Source organism: Paenibacillus sp. 276b, assembly GCF_900107875.1.
GTDB lineage: Bacteria > Bacillota > Bacilli > Paenibacillales > Paenibacillaceae > Paenibacillus > Paenibacillus marchantiae.
Window position 1 is genome coordinate 1806489 of the sequence record NZ_FNRR01000001.1, and the last position, 25681, is coordinate 1832169.

General features: G+C 40.6%; 17 protein-coding genes and 1 riboswitch. Of the genes, 2 read left to right on the forward strand and 15 right to left on the reverse strand.

Annotated features, from left to right (window positions below; all coding sequences use genetic code 11):
* Positions 1–173 precede the first annotated feature (173 nt).
* Positions 174–1133, forward strand: coding sequence for a LuxR C-terminal-related transcriptional regulator (locus tag BLV50_RS07615; RefSeq protein WP_256337887.1), 960 nt, complete (start codon positions 174–176; stop codon positions 1131–1133).
* A 72-nt stretch (positions 1134–1205) separates the two neighbouring features.
* Here the strand turns inward: BLV50_RS07615 and BLV50_RS07620 are convergent, their stop codons facing one another.
* The 8 genes from BLV50_RS07620 to BLV50_RS07655 all read right to left on the reverse strand — a co-directional run bounded on the left by BLV50_RS07620 (position 1206) and on the right by BLV50_RS07655 (position 11080).
* Positions 1206–2507, reverse strand: a complete 1302-nt coding sequence (locus tag BLV50_RS07620) for a sensor histidine kinase (protein ID WP_090806786.1) — start codon at positions 2505–2507, stop codon at positions 1206–1208.
* Positions 2482–3180 (reverse strand): response regulator transcription factor, encoded by a 699-nt coding sequence (locus tag BLV50_RS07625; protein ID WP_064640817.1) that lies wholly within the window; start codon positions 3178–3180, stop codon positions 2482–2484. The genes BLV50_RS07620 and BLV50_RS07625 overlap by 26 nt, the downstream gene beginning before the upstream one ends.
* A gap of 340 nt (positions 3181–3520) precedes the next feature.
* A complete protein-coding gene (locus tag BLV50_RS07630) occupies positions 3521–4558 on the reverse strand; it encodes a branched-chain amino acid aminotransferase (protein ID WP_063563680.1) in 1038 nt (345 codons plus the stop codon).
* A 284-nt stretch (positions 4559–4842) separates the two neighbouring features.
* Positions 4843–5841, reverse strand: a complete 999-nt coding sequence (locus BLV50_RS07635; RefSeq protein WP_090806788.1) for an NADP-dependent oxidoreductase — start codon at positions 5839–5841, stop codon at positions 4843–4845.
* Positions 5842–6164: 323 nt separating this feature from the next.
* The gene (locus BLV50_RS07640) at positions 6165–6917 is read right to left on the reverse strand and encodes an SDR family NAD(P)-dependent oxidoreductase (protein ID WP_090806790.1); all 753 of its coding nucleotides are present in this window, start codon (positions 6915–6917) and stop codon (positions 6165–6167) included.
* An 83-nt stretch (positions 6918–7000) separates the two neighbouring features.
* Positions 7001–7573 (reverse strand): TetR/AcrR family transcriptional regulator, encoded by a 573-nt coding sequence (locus BLV50_RS07645; RefSeq protein WP_072733122.1) that lies wholly within the window; start codon positions 7571–7573, stop codon positions 7001–7003.
* A 94-nt stretch (positions 7574–7667) separates the two neighbouring features.
* Positions 7668–8705: an aldo/keto reductase gene (locus BLV50_RS07650; RefSeq protein WP_090806792.1), complete on the reverse strand. Its 1038-nt coding sequence runs from the start codon at positions 8703–8705 to the stop codon at positions 7668–7670.
* Between the two features lie 383 nt (positions 8706–9088).
* Positions 9089–11080, reverse strand: coding sequence for a Na+/H+ antiporter (locus BLV50_RS07655; RefSeq protein ID WP_090806794.1), 1992 nt, complete (start codon positions 11078–11080; stop codon positions 9089–9091).
* Positions 11081–11433: 353 nt separating this feature from the next.
* Between BLV50_RS07655 and BLV50_RS07660 the strand changes: the two genes are divergently transcribed.
* On the forward strand, positions 11434–12540 hold the full coding sequence (locus BLV50_RS07660) for an FAD-dependent monooxygenase (RefSeq protein ID WP_090806796.1): 1107 nt from the start codon (positions 11434–11436) through the stop codon (positions 12538–12540).
* Positions 12541–12710: 170 nt separating this feature from the next.
* On the opposite strand, the gene BLV50_RS07665 is transcribed toward BLV50_RS07660, so the two are convergent.
* The 7 genes from BLV50_RS07665 to BLV50_RS07695 all read right to left on the reverse strand — a co-directional run bounded on the left by BLV50_RS07665 (position 12711) and on the right by BLV50_RS07695 (position 25677).
* Positions 12711–17870: an NPCBM/NEW2 domain-containing protein gene (locus tag BLV50_RS07665; protein WP_177031136.1), complete on the reverse strand. Its 5160-nt coding sequence runs from the start codon at positions 17868–17870 to the stop codon at positions 12711–12713.
* A 156-nt stretch (positions 17871–18026) separates the two neighbouring features.
* A riboswitch (cyclic di-GMP riboswitch) is annotated at positions 18027–18118 on the reverse strand.
* A gap of 193 nt (positions 18119–18311) precedes the next feature.
* Positions 18312–18800 carry an NUDIX hydrolase gene (locus tag BLV50_RS07670; RefSeq protein WP_079693760.1) on the reverse strand — a complete coding sequence of 163 codons (489 nt, stop codon included), beginning with the start codon at positions 18798–18800 and terminating at the stop codon, positions 18312–18314.
* 316 nt (positions 18801–19116) lie between these two features.
* On the reverse strand, positions 19117–20331 hold the full coding sequence (locus BLV50_RS07675) for an MFS transporter (protein WP_063563671.1): 1215 nt from the start codon (positions 20329–20331) through the stop codon (positions 19117–19119).
* 496 nt (positions 20332–20827) lie between these two features.
* Positions 20828–22009 carry a NupC/NupG family nucleoside CNT transporter gene (locus tag BLV50_RS07680; RefSeq protein ID WP_063563670.1) on the reverse strand — a complete coding sequence of 394 codons (1182 nt, stop codon included), beginning with the start codon at positions 22007–22009 and terminating at the stop codon, positions 20828–20830.
* A gap of 2 nt (positions 22010–22011) precedes the next feature.
* On the reverse strand, positions 22012–23328 hold the full coding sequence (locus BLV50_RS07685; RefSeq protein WP_090806800.1) for a purine/pyrimidine permease: 1317 nt from the start codon (positions 23326–23328) through the stop codon (positions 22012–22014).
* 45 nt (positions 23329–23373) lie between these two features.
* A complete protein-coding gene (gene deoD / locus BLV50_RS07690; RefSeq protein WP_064637627.1) occupies positions 23374–24081 on the reverse strand; it encodes a purine-nucleoside phosphorylase in 708 nt (235 codons plus the stop codon).
* 159 nt (positions 24082–24240) lie between these two features.
* Positions 24241–25677 carry an AcpB/EbpR/MafR family transcriptional regulator gene (locus BLV50_RS07695; protein ID WP_090806803.1) on the reverse strand — a complete coding sequence of 479 codons (1437 nt, stop codon included), beginning with the start codon at positions 25675–25677 and terminating at the stop codon, positions 24241–24243.
* Between the last annotated feature and the right edge of the window lie 4 nt (positions 25678–25681).

Sequence of the window (25681 nt, forward strand, 5' to 3'; positions counted from 1 at the left end):
TGACACAAAATTTTCATCCATATACTGAAATGACTTTTCAGGAATTTGTATTATTTTTCAAAACGCATAGCAAACAGCTCGAAGAAAACACAAATATTTACCTGATCTCGGAAGCTAACATCTCTGAGACACATCGGAACGAAACGGGAGTACTGATGAGATCCTTTTTTCAGATGTTTACTTATTCAGACTTGGATCATATGGATAATCATTATTCTTCTTATTTGGATACCTGGGTTCAATCCCAGCTAACCATTTTAAATATGGCAAGCTTACAATGGCTTCAAATTATATTGGAAAAAGCTTTAATAACACTATTAATACAACTGAAACATCAACGGATGATGGACCCGCTCATGTTCCTGTTATCTGTCTTTTCGTATCTGATGCATAGCTTTCATAAGTGGGCTGATACGGTGTCTGGTAATCATGAAACGGAGGAAAATGAAGAATTAAAAAAACTGCGTTTGCTGGACCAATTAAACCAACTCCTAGTCAGTTCTTCCGGAGCTTCAGATCTCGCCTTTATCCTGAAAAAATGTGAGAAGTATTTCAATTATAAACGCTGTGTCTTCTATGCATATGTACCTTGGTCCAACCAGTTCTATGGGGTCATTGGCGAAGAACTTCCGAAAATTCAGAGCATGAAAGGACAATTGACTGAGCAAAATCTGATCTTCAACTCTAAAAGACCGATCTATTTGAAAGACCCAAAACCTTATTTAAGGGACGAGCATATCCAGTTATTTCAGTTGTCTTCGATTATTTTTATACCGATTGCCCACGATCATCAATTGTACGGCTGGGTCACTTTTGACCAAATGGGAGAATCATTTAATTGCACAAAGGATGAGCTGGATTTGCTTGAACAAGTGGGAAAGAGAATTGGTTTGTTTTTATCCAGGAAAGAGAAGGAAAACACCGCCAAAACGATGGCCATCGCTTTAACAGAAAGGGAGTCTACCGTGCTCGAACTTCTGGCGGAAGGTTATGATAACAAGAAAATCGCTTCCTTGTTGTTCCTCAGCGAGTATACAGTAAGAGATTACGTAAGCAGCTTGATGACTAAGCTGCGTGCAAAAAATCGAACACAGGTCGTTGCCTATGCTTTTCGTTGGGGGTTATTGAGTTAGTACCTTTGAATTTAGTTCGTCAAAAAAATAAGATCACCAACATGTGTATCATGTTGGTGATCTTTTATTCATTCAGCCCTTCTTGGGTAAATGCACAATAACGTTGAATTGATCGCCGTGAATCTCGACCTTAATCTTGCCTCCATGCAACTCAACGATGCTTTTCACAATAGCCAGCCCTAGTCCCGAGCCTTCTGTCTGGCGGGATTCGTCTGCTCTTTTGAAACGTTCAAACAATTCTTCCGCATCAAAATCAATCTCATAGGCAGAGGTGTTTTGAATTTTAAACCTTACCAGATCATCCGTCTCGTCCAGATAAATATAGATGCGGGTTCCTGGAAGCGAATATTTCTGTGCGTTGCTAATTAAATTTTCGAATACACGCCATATTTTATTACCATCCAAATTTGCATGGATCGGAAACTTGGCAATCCTCTCCCGAATTTCGAGCGACGCTTGTCCCATATGGGTGTTTGATTCTGCTATCGCTTGTGTCAATAACGTTGCCACATCGACATACTCCATATCCAGCTCTATTGTACCGCTGGCCATCTTAGAGATATCGAACAGGTCTTCAATTAATAGTTTCAGTCGAAGCGCCTTGCGTTCCAGCGTTTCAATATAGGCTCGGGTTGTTTCCGAAGGATGATTTTCTTTTTTTAATAAATCGACATAGTTGATAATTGAAGTAAGCGGAGTCTTCAAATCATGCGATACGTTGGTAATCAGTTCCGTTTTTAACCGCTCGCTTTTCATTTGATGTTCCAACGCGCTTTGATACCCGGCTTTCATATTGTTAATATAGCCGGCAAGTTCAGATAGAGAATCGTTTCCGTTATCTTGAATTGAGTTCTGAATATTCCCTTTGGCAATCTCTTTACTTCCATTGATGATGGCCATGAAACGCCCAAGCTTGGAGAGCATATAAGGAACCAGAAACAGCACAAATAGCAACAAATAAAGAATGAGCCATCCCTGTCCGTAATATGTGACTGCCTCCCAAAAACAAATGCCGGCTAAGGCGGTCAGCAGAAACATAAGAATGAGGCCAAACGTTAGTCTCCCGTTTTGCAGACTGGCTCTAAAGCCGGTTCTCCAAATATGAAAATAATCTATCAACACACTGCCATCCCAGAAGGAACGTTTATTATGTGGTGCCTTAAAATAACGAAACAGTCTGGCTACCAACAAACCCAAGATAATACTGGAAAGCAATTCCCAGATGAAACGTGAAGTTGAAAATCTCAGACTCAACCCCAAATATAAATACTCGTTTATAAGTATAAAGATCCCTATAATAACTGCGATTATGATGACAAGAAGGTCGATTCCAATCTTTCGATCTTCTTTACTTTTTCTCGATTTTGTATCCAATTCCCCATACCACCTTCAAATATTTTGGGTCTTTAGGATTGATCTCAATTTTCTCACGAATGTTTCTCACGTGTACGGCAACCGTATTCTCTGAAGCAAAGACCGGCTCATTCCACACGCGCTCATAAATCTCTTCAATCGAGAAAACTCTGCCCTTGTTTTCCATTAACAACTCCAAAATTTTGTATTCCTTCGCCGTCAGTCTAACGTCCTCTCCATCCACTTCAACAGTCTTGGAGCTTTTGTTCAGCACAAGTCCTTTTACTTGAATGATCTCTTCTCCAATGGAGTGAAAGGAACCTAAATTCGTAAACCGGCGCAGCTGGGATCGGACTCTTGCGATCAGTTCCAAGGGATTAAACGGCTTCGTTATATAATCGTCAGCTCCAACATTAAGTCCCAAAATCTTGTCACTATCCTCCGATTTGGCGGAGAGCATAATGATCGGTATATTTTTATCTTCACGAATCTTAAATGTCGTCTTGATTCCATCAAGCTGCGGCATCATGAGGTCCATGATAATAAGATGAATCGTTTCTTGTTCAAGGATCTCCAGTGCCTCCACTCCGTTAGAGGCCGTAAATACGTCTACATCATTGCTTTTTAAGTAAATAACGAGAGCTTCTCGAATTTCCGGTTCATCGTCTACAACAAGAATATTATTGATCTCCATATTTCTCACCTTCATCGTGTAATTGCTCCTACAACTCTACAATACTTTCTGCGGAGGCACCAGTTATGTAAAGCGAATACATTTTTCCATTTTCTTTTCATCAGACCATCATACACAATCTACATGAAAAATCTCTGGTATAAAAACGAAGGAATTTATGAAGTTTTAATACATCGTTAGATAGTGATTGAGAACATAATGAATCTCATGGGCAATGTTTATTCAACATGGTTATTCCCTTCGCATACGTTTATGTGTGTCGAAAAAAAGGATGAAATCGAATAGGTATCTTGATTTTCCCTCTATGCACCCTTACATTTTAATAGAAAAAAGCGGGGCATTAAGCCCCGCCAATAGTAATGTTTGTAATCCAGCCTTCAGGCGCTGGGAGAACTCCCATCTGGATACCAGTAAGAGTTTCTAGTAGTTTCTTTGAAATAGGTCCCATTTCTGACATACCACTTGGGAAATATATTTCTTTACCATGGTCATCTATTTTACCCACAGGAGAAATAACAGCTGCAGTTCCACATAAACCACATTCTGCAAAATCTTTTACCTCTTCGAAAAGAACTTCCCTTTCCTCAACTTCAAGGCCGAGATATTTCTCAGCAACGACCATTAAAGATCGTCTGGTGATGGACGGAAGAATACTTTCTGACTTAGGTGTAACAACTTTATTGTCTTTGGTTATAAAGATAAAATTGGCCCCGCCTGTTTCTTCAACCTTGGTTCTGGTTGCAGCATCCAAAAACATATTTTCATCAAATCCATTTTTTTGGGCTGTCCTTAGCGCATGAAGACTCATGGCATAATTCAATCCTGCTTTGATATGTCCTGTACCATAAGGCGCAGCACGATCATAATCACTAACACAGAGGGTAAGGGGCTTGGCTCCTCCTTTAAAATAAGGGCCTACTGGTGTAGTAAATACTCTAAACTGATACTCTTCAGAAGGTTTAATCCCAATAACAGGACCACTTCCGAATAGAGTAGGTCGTATGTATAGTGTAGCACCAGAGCCATACGGTGGTACATATGATGCATTTGCTTTTACTGTCTCGACAATAGCATCTATAAACCTATCCTTTGGAAAGGGTTGCATATGAAGTCTTATAGCGGAATCTTCCATGCGCTGTGCATTTAAATCGGGACGAAAAATAGCAATTTGTCCGTCTTGGGTGGTATAGGCTTTTAAACCTTCAAAGCATGTCTGCGCATATTGGAGAACGCCTGCCGATTCGTTGAGCACTACATTGGTATCCTCTGTTAAAATTCCATCATCCCATTTTCCTTCTATAAAATTTGAAACATATCGTTTTTCTGTCTTTCTGTAATTGAATCCGAGATTACTCCAGTCCAAGTTTTGCTTTTCCATTTTGTCACCATACCTTTATTTTATCATTTCATTTTTGAACCATTTACTGCGATACTGCCTTTTCTAAACCTTTAGGAATTCTTCCATTTGTAAGTTACACAATTAAATTCTATTGTCAAAATAACACGTTCAAACAATTCAGGTCAATTAATAACAATAAAAAGTTGGAGTTGTTTAAGTCATATATGTATCTATCCCCGTTCTTTCTTTAATATCTAAAGAAGAACGTGGATCTTCATTAATAACATCAACCTTAGTAACGGGACTCAGGTTTCGTAATACCTTTAGAAGGTCAGAATCACTTTTCCCTGAGAGTGACCCGTCGACACTTTATTCAATGCCTTTTCGATATCATCAAACGTGTAGGTTGAGTCTATAGATGGCTTAATATCTTCTTTTTCTATTAGGCTTGTGATCTCTTGTAATTGAATTCCACTGGCTTGTACAAATAAAAAGCGGTATTCATTCTGATTCTTACGCGCTAGAGAATCCAATCGAGCACCTGCCAGACCAAACAATGCTTTTTTCCACATCGGAAAATCATTATCAACCGCAAAGCGATAATTAGGGCCAGCTTTCAAGGATACCAATTTCCCATGTGGTTTTAGAATACCCAGTTCAGCTTTGATATCTTCGGCACCCAAGGTGTCTATCACATAATCGATATCGGACAAGATGTCAGCATAATGTTCTTCCTTATAATTAATGAATTGATCTGCCCCGATTGATAATGTACGTGATCTGCCTCTTTCACTGCCACTTGTAATAACCGTTAATCCCATGGACTTAGCAATGGGGATAGCCATCGCACCGAATCCTCCGGTTCCTCCAGGAATAAACAACTTTTTATTGGTTTTGGCTTGAAGTACATCATGTAACGCTTGATACGCAGTTAAGGAAGTAAGCGGCACGGCAGCAGCTTCAATAAAAGATAGATTCTCGGGCATCATGGATAAAGCATCTTCATTCACAGCTGCATATTCAGCAAAAGCACCAATTTTATTCAGCGGCAACCTTGTGTACACAGGGTCCCCAATTTTAAAATTCAAAACATCTTCACCAACAGCTTCAATCACACCAGATAGTTCATTCCCTAGAGTTAAAGGCAACCTATAGTTGGCAATCATCCGAACGCTGCCGTTCATATTCATGATATCCAGTGGATTGACACCCGCAGCTTTTACTTTGACAAGGACCTCTCGACTATCGATATGAGGGATGTCCATCCGGTTTAATTCTACATGAATGGTTTTGGAATACTTCTGTATTTGAGCTGCTCTCATCATCTTCCTCTTCCTCTGCTATTAGACTAAAAATATGGCGTACAATGTTCAGTTGTACGCCACGTTTCACGCTTGATGTTAGTGTAGCTCCTCTGTTGAAAGCTAAATCTAATTGAGCTAATTCCTTTACAAGGTAGATATAAAGTTCAGGACCTTGTTCACCATCTTGGACTCCACCCAGAGGTGTATCCTCTCTGTCATGTGTGCCATTGCGAGTCGATGGGGCGGGGCAATTCTATCTTACCGATTTTCGTTGTAGTCCATAATTTCACCAATGGTATTCACTGCTGTTTTGATGTATTCCACAGCTATGTGAATTGAATTTATAATTCTGAAATAACTGGATAGATCGGACCTCTCAGATTGAAATTATAGTTCTGATCTACGATCCCTACCACTTCGTTGTGATCATACAGTTCCACCATAAAGCCCGCCATTTCTTTAGCCGTGTGGTACTTAGGCATGTTTGCTTTGTAGTCAAATTCTTCAGCATCTATGGATCTCTTCACGAATTCCGTTTCCGTTATCGCGGGTGCCAGGATTTTCGCTTTTAGTTTTGCACCTTTCAGTTCCAGTTCTTTGGCAAGACCTTCTGTGAAGGCACTAACATAATATTTCGATGCAGAATAAGCAACACTACCAACAGCAATGGCATATCCGAGTGCGGAAGAGACGTTAATTAACTGAGTACCTTCAACCTCAGCATAATTTCGCACATACAGTGTAGAAAGGATGGTCAGGGATTCAATGTTCACTCGTAACATCGTTTCAACTTTATCTAATTTCTGTTCTGCTATAGATGAACCTTCACCGAGCCCTGCATTGTTGATCCAGGTCTCAATCTGGTATTCCTTCAGATTGTTATATAGTGTATAAGCCTGATCTGTAACAGATAGGTCACTTGTCTGAACAATAACATTTACTTGGGGATCTATACTCTGAATGGTTGATTTAAGCTCCTCCAGTTTATCCAATCTTCTAGCTACCAAAATCAAGTTTTTTCCACGTGCTGCAAATGCTAATGCCGTTTCATATCCAATCCCTGAACTTGCTCCAGTAATCACTGTGTATTTCATCATAATCTCTCCTTAGGTTCCTACATTTTTTTAGAATGATCGTTCTCTAATGTGTAAAAAAACAGTTAGATCTAACTTGCTGTTTAATCTAAAGCAGACAGTGTCATATCAATAATATTCATTATTTTTTGTTGATCTGTTGTTGTCTTAACCAACGTACGCAGTCCTAGCCAAGCGTTCATTAGATAATGAGAAATAACGACCGAGTCAAGATCAGAATTAATCTCACCCGTTTGTTGCCCCTCCAGAACAAGGTTAGTCAAACATTCCTCGGTTCGCGCATAACTCTCACCCACGAAGCATGAAACTTCAGTGTCTAATACACCTAACTCCACACCTGAATTCACCAAAAAGCACCCCAGAGGTTCTCCTTCGTTTCTTACAGTAAACTCAAACATCTCACGGATTAATTGTTTGATTGGTTGTTGTTTTTCAATCAGAATCTTCATTCTGCTGGTCTGCTTCGTTTCATATCGTTCCAGAGCTTTCATAAATAAAGCATGTTTATCCCCAAAGGTATCATAGATACTTCTTCTATGAATACCCATAAACTCAACCAGGTCTTGCATTGAAGTTTTCTCATATCCTTGTGTCCAGAAGAGATGCATTGCTTTATCTAATACTTCATTAACTTCAAATTCTTTGGATCTTGCCATCGTCATCACCTCAAATAATCATTATACATTAAGTGATTGTTCGGCAAACTGAGATAGTTAAATTGAACATATCTCAGTGATAAGACATGTCGAATTAAGCCTGGATTCTTCGTTTGTTTGCTTGTAGCCAATCCGGTGTCCAACCTTTTTCCATAGCATCCAGGGTCACACCCGGCGGAACGATGGCGTCGATTGCATCCAGGATATCAGTGTTTAACCGGATATCGCTGCCTTTTAATGTTTCACGCAGTTGCTCAATTGTTCTTGCCCCCACTATTGCAGAGGTAATCGACGAATGAGCTTGTGTAAAAGCCATGGCAAGATGAGGCAACGTTAATCCTGCTTCATTTGCAAGGGTTTGGAGCTTGGCAACGGCTTCGAACTTGGTACGATTTTCTTCTCGATTCGGGTCGACAACAACCGAAAGTTTCCCTAGTGATCCCGCTGCTCTTGAATCTGGAGCAGCCGCTTCTCCCGAGCGGTATTTTCCAGTTAATAAGCCACCCGAAAGCGGGCTCCAAACCAGGACACCCATTCCATATTTCGCGGTCGCGGCAAGCAAATCGAATTCGATACTCCGATTCAAAATGGAATAAGGGGCTTGCTCAGATACGAAGCGTGCCATATTTTTACGTTCACTAGCCCATTGTGCTTCGGTTACCTGCCATGCTTGAAAATTGGATGTACCGATATAGCGAATCTTCCCTTCACGAACCAAATCCGTCAACGCGTCAAGACTCTCTTCAATATCGGTATGGAGATCTGGCTGATGCAGTTGATACACATCGATATGATCCGTTTGCAGCCTTCTCAAGCTTCCCTCGACTGCACGCTTGATCCAATACTTCGAGTTACCAGATTGATTAAGTCCACTGCCCATGGGCATTCCGCCTTTTGTGGCTAGAATAACATCCTGTCTGCGGCCCTGTAGGAGCTTACCCAGAATCTCTTCGGATTGACCACTGGAGTAAACATCCCCCGTATCAATCAGGTTAATGCCTCCAGCCAAAGCCTCATCCAACATGACTGCAGCCTCTTTTTCCGTATTATTTCCCCAAAAACCAAATGTGCCTGTACCTAATACAAAACTGCTTACTTTAAGACCTGTATTTCCTAATACACGATACTCCATGTTCAATTCATCCCTTCTACATATTGATATATTGAGAACGAACATTCTAATATAGGCATTAAACTACGTAGTAAGATCTTACACCGAGCCCCATCACTCTCTGCTTCGTAATCGTGTATATCTCCTACGCCAACAATATAACATATCTAGAACGATTGGTAAAGAATCCTTTTATAACTGTCTTGTGATCGTTATTAGTGAACTTATAGGATAGTAAAATCCCCTTTCAGCATCCTCGACTTCGAACAAGAACATGTACCGATACAACAAAAAAAGCCGCTGTAATAGCGACTTCAATGGTTTTGTCCCACGATACTTTGTCACGGATGTTAATTGTTTTTCAACGGGTTAACATGTTGTTCCATATGCTCTTCTCATAAATTCTAAGCCATTGCCTCTTCTCGCAGATCATGCTCCATGAAGAGAATATCACGTTTCATTTCTTTCATGCCCTGTCTTGAAATCCGCCCTGTCTCAAACATAGATTGAATGTTGTCTCGCTCCAGTTGTATTCCGACCCGGCCCAGATCCTGCATCGATAGGTCGAACTCTCGTCGGGAGTATGTGTCCGATTCGTTTCTGGTCATACGCAGCAGTATACTTTCATATTGCAAGATCAGTGAGCTGACTGCCTCTATATCTGATTCGCCTTCTGAAAGCAGACCTTTTAGCTGCTCAATGACATAAGCCATATTTTGAATTTTGAGTCTGGTCAATTCAGCGCGTCTTTCTCGAATGCTTAGTCGGGCAGGATTCAGCATCCCGAACATTTCGACCCATTGCTTAATGGGAAAAACCTCTTTTTTATAGCGGACATCTCTTGTGCGCATAAACAACAGTTGGTTAATTCTTTTAAGGTAATTGTACGCTGTATATGGATTTACTTCTTTCTTTTCAAGAGCAAGCAACGTATTCTCTCTTTCCCATTTCATGACAGACAGACCCAAGGACCGCTGTGTCTTATCTTTCTTTTCATCTTTCCTAAGTGTTCGGATTCTGGAAGTATACATATTGATAATATGGGCGGTCGCAAGCCGGTTCTGGTCCGTGGTCAGTTCATTTAATCCGGTAACCACATTCCTCAGAATCTCAATTTTTGCCTGAATTTCGTCCTCTTCCTGCTCCGTTTGTGTTTCTTTACCTAATAAAAGCGGCAACAGATAGTTGGATGCCAGAAGAGTCCACAAGATTACTCCAGCCGCAAGGAAAATGATCAGATCTCTGGCTGGAAATGCAGTTCCATCATTCAGAAAAAACGGCAGTGACAAGGTACTCGCCAGTGTAATCGTTCCCCGGACTCCCGATAGACTGAGGATAAGCGCATTCTTCAACCGGAGCCGCCAAGGTTCGCGCGATTTGGCACCTTCAGGATTATCCATTAGCATTGCCCAGATGAGACGCAGCCCGAGTACAGCTAAAGTCAATAATAGTGTGTACATAATGACTTTAAAATTCCCTATGTCCGGGTTACTCCAAATCGTCTGGATAATATCAGGAAGCTGTGTTCCAAGTAGTAGGAAAACCAGTCCGTTCAATACAAAGATAATGACCGACCAGGTGCTTTTGGATACAACACTCAGCTTGGCTAACTCGGGGTTCATTTTCTTGTAACCAAAAGAATGGGCGATTCCTGCGGCGACAACAGCCAGGATACCGTTGACCCCTAATTCCTCCGCAGCCATGAAAATCAAAAAAGGAGTCAGAATCTCAATCAGCATGTGGAGCGTGACATTCTCCATCCCCAATTTGCGCAACCACTTCACCACACCATATTTTACTAAGGTAAGCAGAAGGCCTAACACCACACCGCCAAGTGAAATGGCAATAAAACTGATACTGGCCGTTTTGAAAGAGAATACACCTGTGACCATTGCAGCTACAGCGAATTGAAAGGAGACCAGCCCTGATGCGTCATTTATTAACGACTCTCCCTCAAGAATTTGCATCGTCTGATGGGGGATCTTCACTTTCTGCTCCAGTGCACCCACGGCCACAGCATCGGTAGGTGCTAGTGCAGCTGCCAATGCGAAGGCTGCCGCCAGCGGGATGACCGGAAGTAACCAATTCAGGAAATATCCCATCACGGCTACCGTTACAAACACCAGACCCAGCGCTAGCAAAAGGATCGGTTTCTTCAGCTTCCAAAGCGCTTCTTTATCCGCATGCCTGCCATCATTGAACAGCAACGGGGCAATGAATAAAAGCAAAAACAACTCTGGATTTAATTTCAGTTCATAATGCAAGGGCAGCAAAGTAATTAACATCCCCAGCGCAATTTGAATAATAGGCACGGAGACCGAAGGGATAAACCGGTTTACTAAATTGGATAAAGAGACTGCCGCCAGCATCAACAAAATAAATTCAAACAATTCCAAACGTATCTTACCTCCATATTTATCTGCAATAAGCAGCTTTTCGTAAAACAGGTTTCTAACAAGAAGTCATCTTATTTTAAAATGCATTTATGAACTGTATATGAATCGCTTTGCACCTAGCCTGCCCGGAGCAATATTCTATAATCCACATAGGTATTTTTATCGGAATTGCCGATAATTTCATTAATACTTTCTAATCGAAATTTCTTTTCAGGAGGTACCCCGCGCTGTTGAAAAACAAAAGCAGCCGCTTAGCGGCTGCTTCTGCATAACTACATTCATATTCAGTTCACAAAGCTATTTTATTCTATACAACATCATTAGAAATATTATGGATCATGGGAGGAACGAATATGAAAAAAAATATTCTAGTTAGCGGGGCGAGTTTCGCCGGAATTTCAACAGCCTACTGGATGAAGCAGTTTGGCTACAACGTGACCGTTGTTGAGATCGCTGAAGGTCTTAAAAAAGGCGGCACACCTGTAAATATCCGCGAAAACACCGCCGACATCGCGAAACGTATGGGGCTTCTAGACCAAATCCAGTCGAACAAAATAGACATGGAATTGATGGAATTCAAAAATTCCGATGATGTCACTGAAAGAGTCGAAATCCGTGAGCAGCTTGCAGAAGATGAATATGAAATCGAGCGAGATGTATTGCTGGATATCATGTTCGAGGTTGTCCAAGATGACGTTGAGTTTATTTTCGGAGATAGCATTACGTCATTAAAGGAAGAAAGTAATGGCGTTGAAGTAGTTTTCAAAGGAGGACAAAAGCGCTCGTATGACCTGGTATTCGGCTGTGATGGTATTCATTCGGCCGTCAGAAAATTATACTTCGGCGAGGAAGCGGAATTTTCGCATTTTCTTAAAACGTATTTCTCTATCACGATCGTGGATAAGTTGTTGATCCGGGAGAATACGACACAGATGTACAACGAGCCGGGCAAGGCGGTCATGCTGAACTCTTATAACAATAAAACCGATATCGTGCTCTGCTTTTCTTCGGAGAAGGAACTCCCTTACGACTACCGAAACGAGGAACAGCAGCGGGATATCATTTTGAATCAATTTTCCGGACTAGGCTGGCGAACGCCGGAATTGCTGGAAGAAGTGAAGAACTCAAAAACTTTTTACTTTGACAAGCTGTGCCAAATGAAAATGCCGTCGTGGACAAAAGGCAGGGTAGCCCTAGTCGGTGATGCTGGATACTGTGCCTCTCCGGCTGCTGGCATGGGTGGATCACTCGCAATAGATGGAGCGGCAGCCTTGGCTGATGCTTTCCAAAAAAACCATGGGAATTATGAACTTGCGTTCCAAGAATATAATCAGAGTTTCCGTCCTTTCATCGAGGAAGTTCAAGCAAACGCAGAAATGATGGTAGATTTTCTAGTCCCACGAACTGAAGAAGACATTCGCGAAAGAATTTCGCAAACGGCATCCATCAAGGACATATAAGGACCGATCTGTAGGATATTGAGACTATCATTTGAGGGTATTTTTTCAGTGTGTATTTGTTGAGTTTAATGATTAGAATCAAGTTCTTGTCCTCAGTTTGGGGCAAGAACTTGACTCCTCAAACAAAAAAAACCGCTAAATTAGCGGTTTTCAATGGATGCATGCAAAGTTTATTGGTGATTTATCATATAGATCAATCCTATAAGATTACCTTTTACCTCGTATATCAAGTTAAAGGTGTAATATCCTTTTTCTTCATTGGACATATCTAAAGTAAACTTGTCGGGGTTCTGTTCCCATTCGCTCACATTGATCAGTGTCTCTTTAAACGTTTTATTGTTTCTAACACTTGCTGAATAGGGGATCACTTTATTACCATCTATTCCTGTAACCAAATTTGTGACTTCAATGCTAGGGCCCGTTAGCTCTCCTACTTCATTGATTTGAGGATTTGCCAACAAGTTAGCGAGTTTGGTTAACCCTTTTAATGGCGAGAAATCCGTAATTGCATTGCCTGTGATATCTAACGTCACCAAGTTATTTGCGTACTGCAACCCCTCTAGGGATTTAACTCTTCCAGATTTACTATTAAGTGTTGTCAACTTCAGCATATCGCCAAGGGTTAGATCTCCCGTTATTCCTAGCGTTGTCTTAATAGAGTCTCTTAAATATTCATCTTGTATGACAATCGACGCAGTTAAATCAACTTCGGTTAATCCAGCTATTGCTGCCTGTAATGCCGCTAGTGCTGTATCCACTTCTTCTTGCTTAACTTCCTTATTAGCCAGGATCTCCTCGGCGGCGGATAAGCTAGCGGTGAACGCCCCAGCACTCTCCTCTGTGTACCCATCAAGATTAATCACTTTAGCATCTGTAACAACTTGTTCCAGATCTTCAGTATATAGTCTAGCCGCGTTGACAAAATGTAGCTTTGTATCTCCCCATGTGGCATGGTCAGATCCATTGCCATTTCCACCGTCTGTTACGACTAATTTAAGCTCTTTCGCTCCGTTAATGTCTACTTCAATGAATTTTTGCGGATCTCTAGAGTTCATAACTCCACTGTCGAATTTCTTATCTCCATCCACATAAACCTCAAAGCTTACAGAGCCGACAGAACCATACATTTGCCGATCTACACCCACATAGGACGTGAAGTAATCATAATTCTTATCGCTTAAATCATACACAATCGTAGAGTTCGAATGTGCTCCAATGCCTCTGTCATAGATTACTTCACGATTATTCTCATCCGTTAATCTCAAAGCATGATTACTAATCGAAATATCCTTTTGCGGAGCAGCATAGCTATTTTGGGTAGAAGTCCAATCAACATCTGTCAGATACTTGTAATCCTCCATGTTAACGACAGCGATCGTACGTGTTTGCGTCACTACATTACCATCGCTATCCGCTACAGTGTAAGTGATTGGATATTCTCCAACTCGATTGAAATTCACTTGCTCTCTTCCCGTAACCACTACACTAGAAGTTAAATCCCCATCCTCAGCATCCGCGGCTTTATAATTTTCATCGATCTGGAGGGTTTGTCCTACTTTCATCGATATCGATTTCGGTATCGTAAGTGTTGGCACACTATTTAGTACAAGGAACTTTGCATCTGCAAAATCAGCATGATCAGAAGCATTTCCGTTACCTGCATTATCTACGATTAGCTTCAATTGCTGTACACCCGCAAGCGGGATTTGAACCCATTTGGCTTCCGTACCATATTTCATCAATCCACTGTTATACACTTCTTGGCCATCTGCCAGAATACTGAACTTCACGCTGGAGTTATTCTGCTCCGGAATATTGCGATCGACACCTACGATCGTTTCAAAATAGGCGTAGTTATTATGGGCAAGATTATATACGATTTCCGAATTGGCGTGTGTTCCAATTCCCTTTTCAAACTCTTGAATTGCACCATTGACGAGTAACTTGATTGGATTGTTCGAACTGGCTTTATCTTTTCTAACCACATTATAATCTGTTTTAGCCGACTCCCAGTTCAAATCGCTTGCATAGGGGCTGGCGCTGTAAACAACGATTTGTCGTATCTTTGTAATGGCATTTCCATCGCTGTCAGTCACTTTGAATTGGACTTGATACGTTCCAGACTTACCTGGATTGAAACCATTCAAGTTCACTTCAACTTGTGATGTTAAATTACCATCTTCGGCATCAAATGCTTCTACGCCCTTCAGCACATCAAACTCACTATTTAACTTCACTGTAGCCATTTCTTCAGGAACCGTTAACGTAGGTAGGCTAGCATTATTTGTGAACTTTGCATCTGCCCATACCGTGTGATCCGCTGTATTTCCATTGTGGTTCGCATCGGTTGTGACGAGCTTCACTTCTCTTGCGTCTGTTACAGGGATCTGTACAAATTCATGTTCTGTACTCGATTTGAACACATCACTGCTAAATTTCTGTTCCCCATCGACGTAGATTTCGAACGTTGCAGAGGAAGCTGCATTACCTTTCACAGCCTGATCGATACCGATATAACTTTCGAAAAAGTCATACCCTTTGCCTTCAATGTTGTACACAACTTCAGAGTTGGCATGAACACCTAACCCCTTAGTATACATTGCAGCTAGACCTTGTCTTACTAAAGTAATTGCGCTACCTGATGGTGCCTGATCCTTCTTCAAGGAGCCCCAACCTACACTAGCTGATGCCGTATCCAGATCGGAGGCGTACACATAATCACTTGTTACGGTTACGTGCGCCGTTTTGGTTTCGGTAGTTCCTTCATTCTTGATTTCATAGACAACCTCATAATTTCCTTTTGTCGTGATATCAACGTTATTTGTTTTTACAGCGATAGTATCGGTAAGATCTTTCCCTTGATAATTCGCTGCCTTAACGTAGCTGATTGGATCAAAAGCCTGATTCAGCTTGAGCGTAATATGCTCTTCAACCGATAGCATTGGTTTGAATGCCTTAACCTCTACCGGGCTCAGCGCATTCAATTTTTTATCATAACCAATGATCTTATAGGTATAGTTTTGAGCCATATCGACATTGGCGTCTACAAATTGGTCCGTACCCGTAAATCCAACTAAGACATTGTCCCGGTATATTTCATAACCCAGCATATCTTCCTTGTAGGCTTTATCCATATTAAAGGTCAACGTATTCGTTTTTGCTGCTGCATTCGAGCTAATATTGATGTTGATAGGAACATTTTTATTAGCGATCCCTGTTCCTTCATAGTGGACGACTGAATTATTTAAATACCATAACTTGTTGGACGCCTGGTATTTGCTTACCTTCACTTTGGTCTCGGGATTAACTGTAAAACCGTGTCTAGCAAAAAAGCTGCTCAAATCCTGACCTAATACTTCTGACGAGAATTCTACTAAATATTGTTGTCTGGAGCTTTCCCCATTAGGAAGGGATACTTTACGATCTCGATATAGACTATTTAACTCCGCCCAGTACCCTGGATGGGCCAATTCTAATTGCCAGAATGCGCCAAGTCTCGCAAAAAGACCCTGCTGTTCCATCGCTACTTTATTTTCTTGAATAACATATTTATAAATATCCGATTCAAATGGGATGCGTGTATCTATGGAATTACGCTCTACTGACATCAACATAGGTAACATGTTATTGCTGACCTCACCATACTCCCGTTCACCTACAGCCATGCGGTGCCCGATCTCATGCGATAAACCCCAACCTGGATATACCTTGCCGAAATCTTGTAGCATCAAAGGTACGGTTTCAGCCTGAATTCCAGTATGGTCACCTGCTGCATACATCGCACCATACGGCTGCATTAATCTAATATTCTCTCGAATAAGCTTAGGATCATGGTTCTCACTGCGGCCATCTAGACCAAAGTAATCAAATAATCTATTAATCCATACATCATAACCCGTTAAGGTAGCCACAGGATTTTGACTCTTCGTAATAAACTCATTGTAGGCTTGTGTAGCCGTACCTGTGAAAATAATACGATCACTCACCATTTCAACTACGTCGATCATTTCACGGTCTTTAATGTTCGGATGGGCTGCTTTATCTGCATCTAATCTTTGTTTATAATCGTTCAAGAAAGCTTTAAATTCGGCCGGATCAGAGTCCTGCGTCATCATCGGGAATCGTTCTACACCTTCAAAACGAATACGAGGCGCTTGGCCTTGCTCTTCAGACGTATAAGGATTAACGATGTAGATAGGTCCACCTTTTGTTACATCATGGGCGTAAGCACTGGTTGTAGGGTTTTCAGGTACCACGATCGTATTTTTTCCAAGACGCAATTGCACTCCTTTTGCCCAGCTATTCCAAGCACCTTCTTGCTGCGAAAAGATTAATGAAGGCACTTTATCAGTAGAATCGACATCCACATATACGTTAATCGTATCGCCCGGCATGGCTACAAGTCCGGTAGGCTGGTTATTGGTGCCCATACTAAATCTTAAGTTTTGCTGCGCATGCTTCTTCATATCGCCATGTTGTTCAGCTGTAATAATCATTCCTGCGGTTTGCAGTTCACCGCTCACGATCTTTTGGGCTACATCAAGCTGAGCTTTAAACTGAGAATATAAAGGATGGGACTTTGCCTCATTTTCCAAAGCAGTTATTTTCTCTACTGTGTTAAACTCCCCGCTAACCTGACTATATGTATTATCCGTAAACAGTTTGTTCATCTTATCCGACAGAGCATCTTCTTTATAAAAAGCAAACTCAGCCGCACTCGCCCAATCTTGATTTGCCTTCTTGAAGACAAACTTGATTCGCTTAAATGCTGTTGGCGCAAATTTCATTTCAACTACGTCACCTGTGGAGCCTTTATACTCCCCCGTGGATACTAACGTGAAATCATCGCCTGCATCCGTCATTGAACTGTAAATCTCAAACTCTTGAGCGAATCCTTTCCCTTTAGCTCCAGTTTGTCTAGCTGCGTACACGATTCTATTTAATGTAGTCGATTCATCCAAAAGAAGTACGACCTCATTTGTGAATGTTGAAGAATTGGGTTTACCTGTTTCCCAGTGTGTATTTATATCTCCATCAATCCCCTTATTTATGGTGGAACTTGAGTAGTTCCCCCCATTATTAGTGATTGACTTAATATGAGTAGTGTTCATTTTAAAGACATCATTATAAGCATTTAAAATGTCTTTTCCGTATAAATCAAACAGTTTAACGGATGCCACAGTGGGTACAATAGTGCCACGATCCCCTGCCTGGTTTGTCACACTAGCATTAGAAACACTGGATAGTTGACTTCCTGCAGCATACCCTGCTTCACTTGACAGGCCAACGAGTAGTGCTGCAGATGTAGCGATTGCAATCATTTTTTTCATAATTGTTTCCTCCTGATGAATGATAGTTATGACAACTGACCTAAAATAGCGCAAAAAAAAACTACCCATAAGAGTAGTTTTATTGCACGCAAAGCTATTAAAAGATGAAGACTTCACCTTTTATAAACTTCTAAGAACAAAAAGCATCATATACTCTTTGGCAACTGGCTGACATTGTCATAAAACTTGAAACTTTAGTCCCTGTAGCTTTGCGTCCCTACGTTTCCATAGGTTTGCCTATTCAGTTGTAAGTACATTTAGACATATTATCACAGCAATACATCAATCACATGGTTAATTAGTATGATATAGGACTAGGTAATTTAAATTATTTTTTAATGATTCTTGGCAGCTAATCACGTTGATTAGCTGCCTTCTTGATTTTATTGATCTATCGTTACTCGTTAGTGCAAAGTTTTTTAAACGCAAACCCACTTACAATTAAACACGCTTTTGAAGCTTGACATCACATTCTGACATATTCCCAGTGACGTATTCGATATAATTCACAGAGCCATTAAAGTTCAAATATGCTTCATAACGCATGCGGATGGCGGGTAATGTAATCCAATCCAGAACATTTTCCTTTGGAACCCAACTACATTCGCTCGTTTCATCAGAAGTCGCTAACTCTCCACCTACAGCTTTGCACACGAAATCAAACATAACCTTTGTGGGAACATCCGTCACACCGTCATACCACTTATGTATCGCTGTATTCGAAACAACATTAATTAAATGGTTAACCTCGGCGTCAATTCCACTTTCCTCTTTTATTTCACGAATCACACCATCAATTAGATTTTCTCCAACTTCAGTTATACCACCAGGATACACCCAACCATCATCATGGGCTTTTACTAATAGGATATTTCCATTTCCATCTTCTACAATTCCACCTGATGAGACAATATGTGTCGGAAACGTCATTTCACAACCTCCAATTTCAGTAAATTTGTATATTTATTCCACAGCCCTCCTGAATTGTCCTCCTTTTGCGAACATACTTAAAAGTGGCTTAAATTCAGCTTAAGCTTATTTTCCGAACAAGATCAATGTATGGAGTTGGATTAACCAACTCAGGTTTGGATAACGCGGCCCCAGAGCCCAATCATAGATTTAATTATCATTTAGATTCTCTAGACGATTTGATTAAAATCATTAAAATTCAAAAAGGGATCTGAGATAATTTGTTTAATGTCCGAATCTTAATCTCTGGACCATCCTCCACAGTCCGCTCAATTCATTAAGTTCGTACACGCTGTACGCGCTTGATTCCTGTGCGCAGTGAAAGCCCAAAGCAAAGAATCAGGATGATTCCGGCAACCACATAAGGGTAGTTAACATTGATATCAAACATCAGTCCAGCTACTACCGGCCCGATGATATTGCCAAGGCTGGTAAAAGCGGAGTTAAGTCCAGCCAAATATCCTTGATGTTCTTTTGCGACCATGGACATTTGAGTGCTGATGGCCGGACGCAAAATATCGATGGACAAGAAGACAACAAAGGTGACCGCGAAGATCAGCCAATATTGGTGTACGAACAACGTCAACAGAACAAATACCCCGGCAAGGATCAAGCAGACTGTAATGACTGTTTTCTCACCATAACGGCTTATAATCCAACCGAAAATGGTTAACTGAATCAACGCGCCCCCAATAGAGCCGAATGTGAAAATGAAGGCAATATCCTTTGGTGTGAAGCCAAACTTATGGTCAACGAACAGACCGTATACCGCTTCATAGTTGGCAAGTCCAAAGGACATGACGAACACAATAATTAAACTGATAAAATAAGGCTCGCGGTATGTAAACCGCAACTGTTGAATTAGACTTCTTTTGGGTTCCAGATTAGGCATTGCTTTGTCGCTATTCCCATTACCCTTTACAAGGGATGAAAGAGATTCCGGCAGGACAATCATAGTAAGGATCGCAGCGATTAGACCAGCAACCCCTGCAGCATAGAACGGAACACGAATGCCGAATTCGGCAATATAGCCCCCGATGCCGGGGCCAATGATGTAGCCTGTCGAGATCGAGGCATTAATGAATCCCATTCCCTTCGCACGATCTTCCTCTGAGGTTACATCCGCCACATAAGCCATAACCGTTGGCATGATGAGTGCTCCACTAACGCCACCCATCATCCGGGATACAAAAAGCAGCAAAGCTGAGTCGGCTAACCCAAATATCACTTCGGCGCAGGCGAAAACTAGCATGCCGGCGACAATCATTCGCTTGCGTCCTAAGGAATCGGATAATCGTCCCGCCAGTGGTGAGAAAATCAACTGTGTAAATGCAAAGGAAGCAGTAAGCATCCCAGCAATCGTACCGTTAATATCTAAAATAGTAATATATTGCGGTATCACTGGTATGACCAGACCGATACCAGCAAAAACTAAAAATAGGTTAAACATCAGAAGCAGCAGAGCGCCCCGATTTTTGAATAATAAAGCCATCTAAATTGTCCTCCCTAAATCAAATATTGAATATGTATGCTAAATATGTAACTTCCGCAGACGCTGATCTAACCCATTGTGAAGTGAAGAATAACCAACATATAATATCTATTTTCATTCAAATATACTTTTTAAATATAAATGTTTAAAAAGTATGGAGTTAAATGTAATACACATTTTTTCCGCTGTCAATATATACTTTCTTAAATTTAATGTGTTGATCGGTGAGTGAGCCGATTCCCTCGATCGGACGTATTGGACTGACAGTCTGTAATTATTCAATGTACAGTTCAGGCTGAAAACCCCGGTCTGACCGCTCGTGACTATATAGACAGCAACCGGTTCGTCGTCCCGAATATGAGCAAACAGACGAAAAAAAAAGCCGCTAAAATTAGCGACTTTTAATGTGATAATTTTTATGTCCCTCTGACATCAACTGTCTTTTTGGAACAGCTCCATTTCGAGTTCAATGGTATTCAAAATAGAAATGATTCAACTAAAATATAATTCCGATAATTATAGCAGATAAAACGCTTACAAGTGTTGCGCCATATAACAGCTTCAATCCAAAGCGAGCAACAATATTCCCCTGTTTTTCATTCAGCCCTTTTACTGCACCCACGATAGTACCAATGGACCCAAAGTTAGCAAATGAGATTAGAAAAACGGAAACAATAGCTGTAGTACGGCCACTTAAACCGTCTTGAATCTTAACAAAGTCTAGCATGGCAACAAATTCGTTCGCAACCAGCTTCGTTGCCATGATACTCCCCGCATGAACCGCTTCATGCCATGGCACACCGATCATAAAGGCAATTGGTGCAAAGACATACCCTAGAACTCCCTGAAATGATATTCCAAATATGCCACTAAAGACCCCGTTAATTAAAGCAATGATTCCAACAAAACCAACTAACATTACCCCAACTACGATGGCTACTTTAAATCCATCCATAATATATTCGCCCAGCATTTCAAAAAACGTTTGTTTGCCCTCTTCCTTAACTTCAACAATATCTTCTTCTGCTGTAACTTCATACGGATTAATGATGGATGTAATGATAAAGCCGCCAAATAGGTTTAAAATTAATGCAGCTACTACATATTTAGGTTCCAGCATCGTCATATATGAACCAACAATAGACATGGATACCGTTGACATTGCAGATGCACATAATGTATACAAGCGATGTTTTGGCAATAATCCAAGCTGATTTTTCACAGAAATAAATACTTCATTCTGTCCTACAATTGCGGCTGCAACCGCATTATAAGATTCCAATTTTCCCATGCCATTTACTTTACTTAGCACCAGACCAATATACTTGATAATGAACGGCAGTATTTTGTAATGTTGCAGGATTCCTATTAATGCTGACATAAAAACAATTGGCATCAACACAAACAGGAAAAAGGTATGAGCTCCTTCATTGGCAATCCCACCAAAAACAAAGTTCGTTCCTTCGTTGGCATATCCAAGTAATTTCGAAAAACTATCGGCAAACCCTTTAATTAAGAATTCGCCTATACTCGTTTTTAGTATAATTAATCCCAAACCTAACTGAATAACAATCATTATGATGATTGGACGATATTTGATTTTCCGTTTATTATTACTCGCAAGCCAGGCTAGTAATAGAACAATAACCAGACCAACAACAGAAATTAGATAATGCATAATTAACCCTCCAAATTATCGATACTTTTTTTGGAATCCTCATATCGATTTGCATCTTTCCACATTAACCCTTGTTCCAAAATAATCGCCAATAGACTTCCGCAAATTAACCCATTATTCAAAATGGCTATTACAATCGGAGATAAATGGCTCGTAGCGGATGTAGGAATAAACATTAAACCCACACCAACTAAAAGAGAAACTCCGCTAACAACAAATGTTCGTTCTTCATGCAGAACCTTCTTCAATTCCTTCAGCGATAATCCAACCATCTTCACAAAGATAACGAATGTAACGGCATAGCCTATAGGCGCTGGAATACCGGATATTACGTTCATTATTGGCGGAAACAAGGATACAGAGATGACTAAGATGCATCCAATTAAAAACGATTTCCGTTCCCTCATCCCTGTTTGTTCAACATATCCCGCCGCTCCCGAAATAGGCACTGAGCCAATCGCTCCGAAACTGCCACCAATAAAATGGGTAATGCCAGAAGTAAATCCGGCACGCAAATAACGGTTATGATCCAATTTCTTTTGTTTCATAACGGTCTCCATCAACCGAATAGACGCAAGCGCATTGGTTATTAACAATAGTGTTAATAGAAAGGCAGTTGTGACTGTCCCGCTATCAAATCTTGGACTTCCAAAAGGAAATAGTTTTGGCAGTTTAAATAGTGTATCCGCCGGTGAAATCACCGGCATCTTGTCGCATATGATAAACAATAAGCAGCCTATCGATATACTGATTATTACTGAAAATTGGCGCAGCAAAACAAAGCGACTGTTCCCTAACCCAAAGGTAATGCAAATCACAATCACACTCAGCAAGAACACTTTAACATCTAACAAGGTGTGGCTTGACGTGATCCCCATCATACCTTTCATAAAAGAACCGCTTAATTGAAAGATCAATAAGAGCAAATATATAAAAGTGACCGTTGGCGTAAATAGACGAGCGATTTTATCCATCAGCTTAAATGCTGAGATTAGGATAAATAAAACTCCACTACAGATCATTCCCCCACTTAAAGCTTGCAGGGCAGCTATATTCGAAGAATACAATACCCCCACTAAACTTGCGTAAATAGTGAAAATGCTCCACCATAACCCTGCTGGACCTTCATGAATAGGGAATTTATGGCCGATGACGCCTTGTAAAAATCCAGCTATTCCTAAAGTAATTAGTGTGCTCTGGATCAGTCCAGAAGCCTCCATGGGTGTTAGGTTATATAAATCTGCGATAGCAATTGGCGCAGCAATTGCACCTGCGATCATAAACATCATCCACTGCAATCCAGACAGTACTACCTTCATTTCTTTCTCACTCTCTTTTCTTACTACACTACTCTTATCGGTAGATTAGCTCTCAATGGCTGTGTTAAGAGCGATTTCGACCATTTCATAAAATGATTGTTCACTTTCTTGATGAGTTAAGTGCTCCTGTGTTAACAATTGACTACCTACTGTCAAAATAGATAGCGCTTTCACGCCATATTTAGCGGCTAACGTATATAGGGCTGTGCTTTCCATTTCAACTCCTAATACACCAAAATCCATAAACTTGTGAAGTCGATCTAAGCTCTCACGGTAGAATTCATCGGAGTTATAGATGTTGCCTACAAAGACATTTACTTGTTTAGCTTGTGCTTGTTGATACGCTTTCATTAACAATGAGAAATCTGCTGTAGGTGCATAATTACAGCCATGGAAGATCTTATCCGTCATATTACTATCTGAAGACACGGATTGGGCTATTACAATATCGCGGATATTAATTTCTTTCTGCATCGCGCCACATGTACCAATACGAATCAATTTCTTCACTTCATAATCGACAATCAATTCCGTTGCATAGATGCTCATCGATGGATTTCCCATCCCTGTCCCCTGAACTGATACCCGTATCCCCTTGTATAATCCAGTGTACCCATACATGCCTCTTACTTCGTTATAACAATTGGCCTCATCTAAAAAGTGTTCTGCTACAAATTTTGCACGTAAAGGATCTCCTGGAAGCAAAACGATGTCCGCTATTTCTCCTTTTTTCGCGCCTAAATGCCTACTCATATTTCTGCCTCCTACTCTCAATGTTGAACTCAGGCTTACCGAAATCTCTTCCGCTTGCCTTCAAGAAAATCTGTTCGGAAAGTACATTGAGCATAAGATTTTTCAGCATAACAAACTAGACCAAAATCTTACGAAGGATACGGGAAATAATTGATCAAATTATAAAAGTAATTCTTTACGAATATTGTCCAGATCTCTTTTAGACGGGATCGTAGAGATAATAACAACAGGCACGGTCTGCAATGCAACAGGGATATTACTAATGACAAAATCAATCTGATGTTGCTGCATCATTTCGTCGGAGAGCCCTTTCATTATGGAAGTAATGATGATCAGCTGATCCCCAATTTCCTTCTTGATCAAATCCGCTATGTAATGACGAATTGAAAATTCTTCTCCAATCACCAAGAAGGCCCTTTTCCTTTTATAACGTAAATTGGAACGAACAATTAAGGTTAGCTTGGTTAAATGAAAATTATTGTACAAGACGGCAGGATAAGCTTTACTCCACGTTTGCATGCAGGTTTGTAGTTCTTGATAAAGCTGTTGGCATTCCTTTTGAACATAAGCCGTTAAATTACTTTGTGAAATCATCATCCATTCAGGAATTGCATTATCGATTAATAACTTGTCAAAAAACGCGTATATCTCCAATAGAAATCGTTCTTCCATCTCCAAGTTAGGGTATACTTTGGCTAGTAGCCTTAGAAGCAGATTACCCATTTGATATTCTTCTTTGTCCTTATGCAATTCAACTTCTTTCATCGGCGTTATTTCTGATCCTTCATAATAATGATATTGGCTGAGACTGACCAGAGATTGCATAAAGTAAATTTCACTATGGGGAAAATCAATGGAAAGCTTCTCTCCAAGACTCTTGGCAAGGGTCTTCACAGGCAAATAAAACATCCCCTTTTCCCAAGGGTAAGCACTTTCGTCGATTTTTACGTATTTGCCTTTAGCGACTCTTTCCACAACAATGGCCAACAAAAAGGATAATCTCCGTTTGGAATTGATAAAATACACAATATTTTTCTCATTCTCTGTATTTGTGATTAACTGATTGATATATGCAAAATCGACATTCGCAAAGGGCCATCCTGTGAACTCATACGCATCACAATATAACTTCCAATAGAAATATCGAATATTCATTTCATTCCCTTTGATCATCGGGGTTGAATATGTAATGCGTAACTTATACGCTTTTAGATCATTATTATTTAATTGCACGATCAGTTTCTTCAACGACGAGGTACTCATAAACATGACTCCGGCAAGCTCCTCCACGGACAGTCGATCCACATTCGTGAACAAAACATTCATCAGTCGATAAAAAATGGTTTGTCTGAACATTGAAGAAATCACTTCACTCATCGTCTCACTTCGCCCATCGCGCCGAAGAACGATTCCCTTTCCTCTAGAAACTTCTATGGTTACCGTAGGGGGTAATTGCTTGCTGATTTCCTCAACCATCTTACGTATGGTTTTATCGGAGATACCTAAACTTTTTTCAACTTCAGCTAAGATAAACCATCTTTGTTCCGTATCAAGCAGCGTTAATAGTTGATTAGCTAATGTAAATCCTTTATCCATGTTT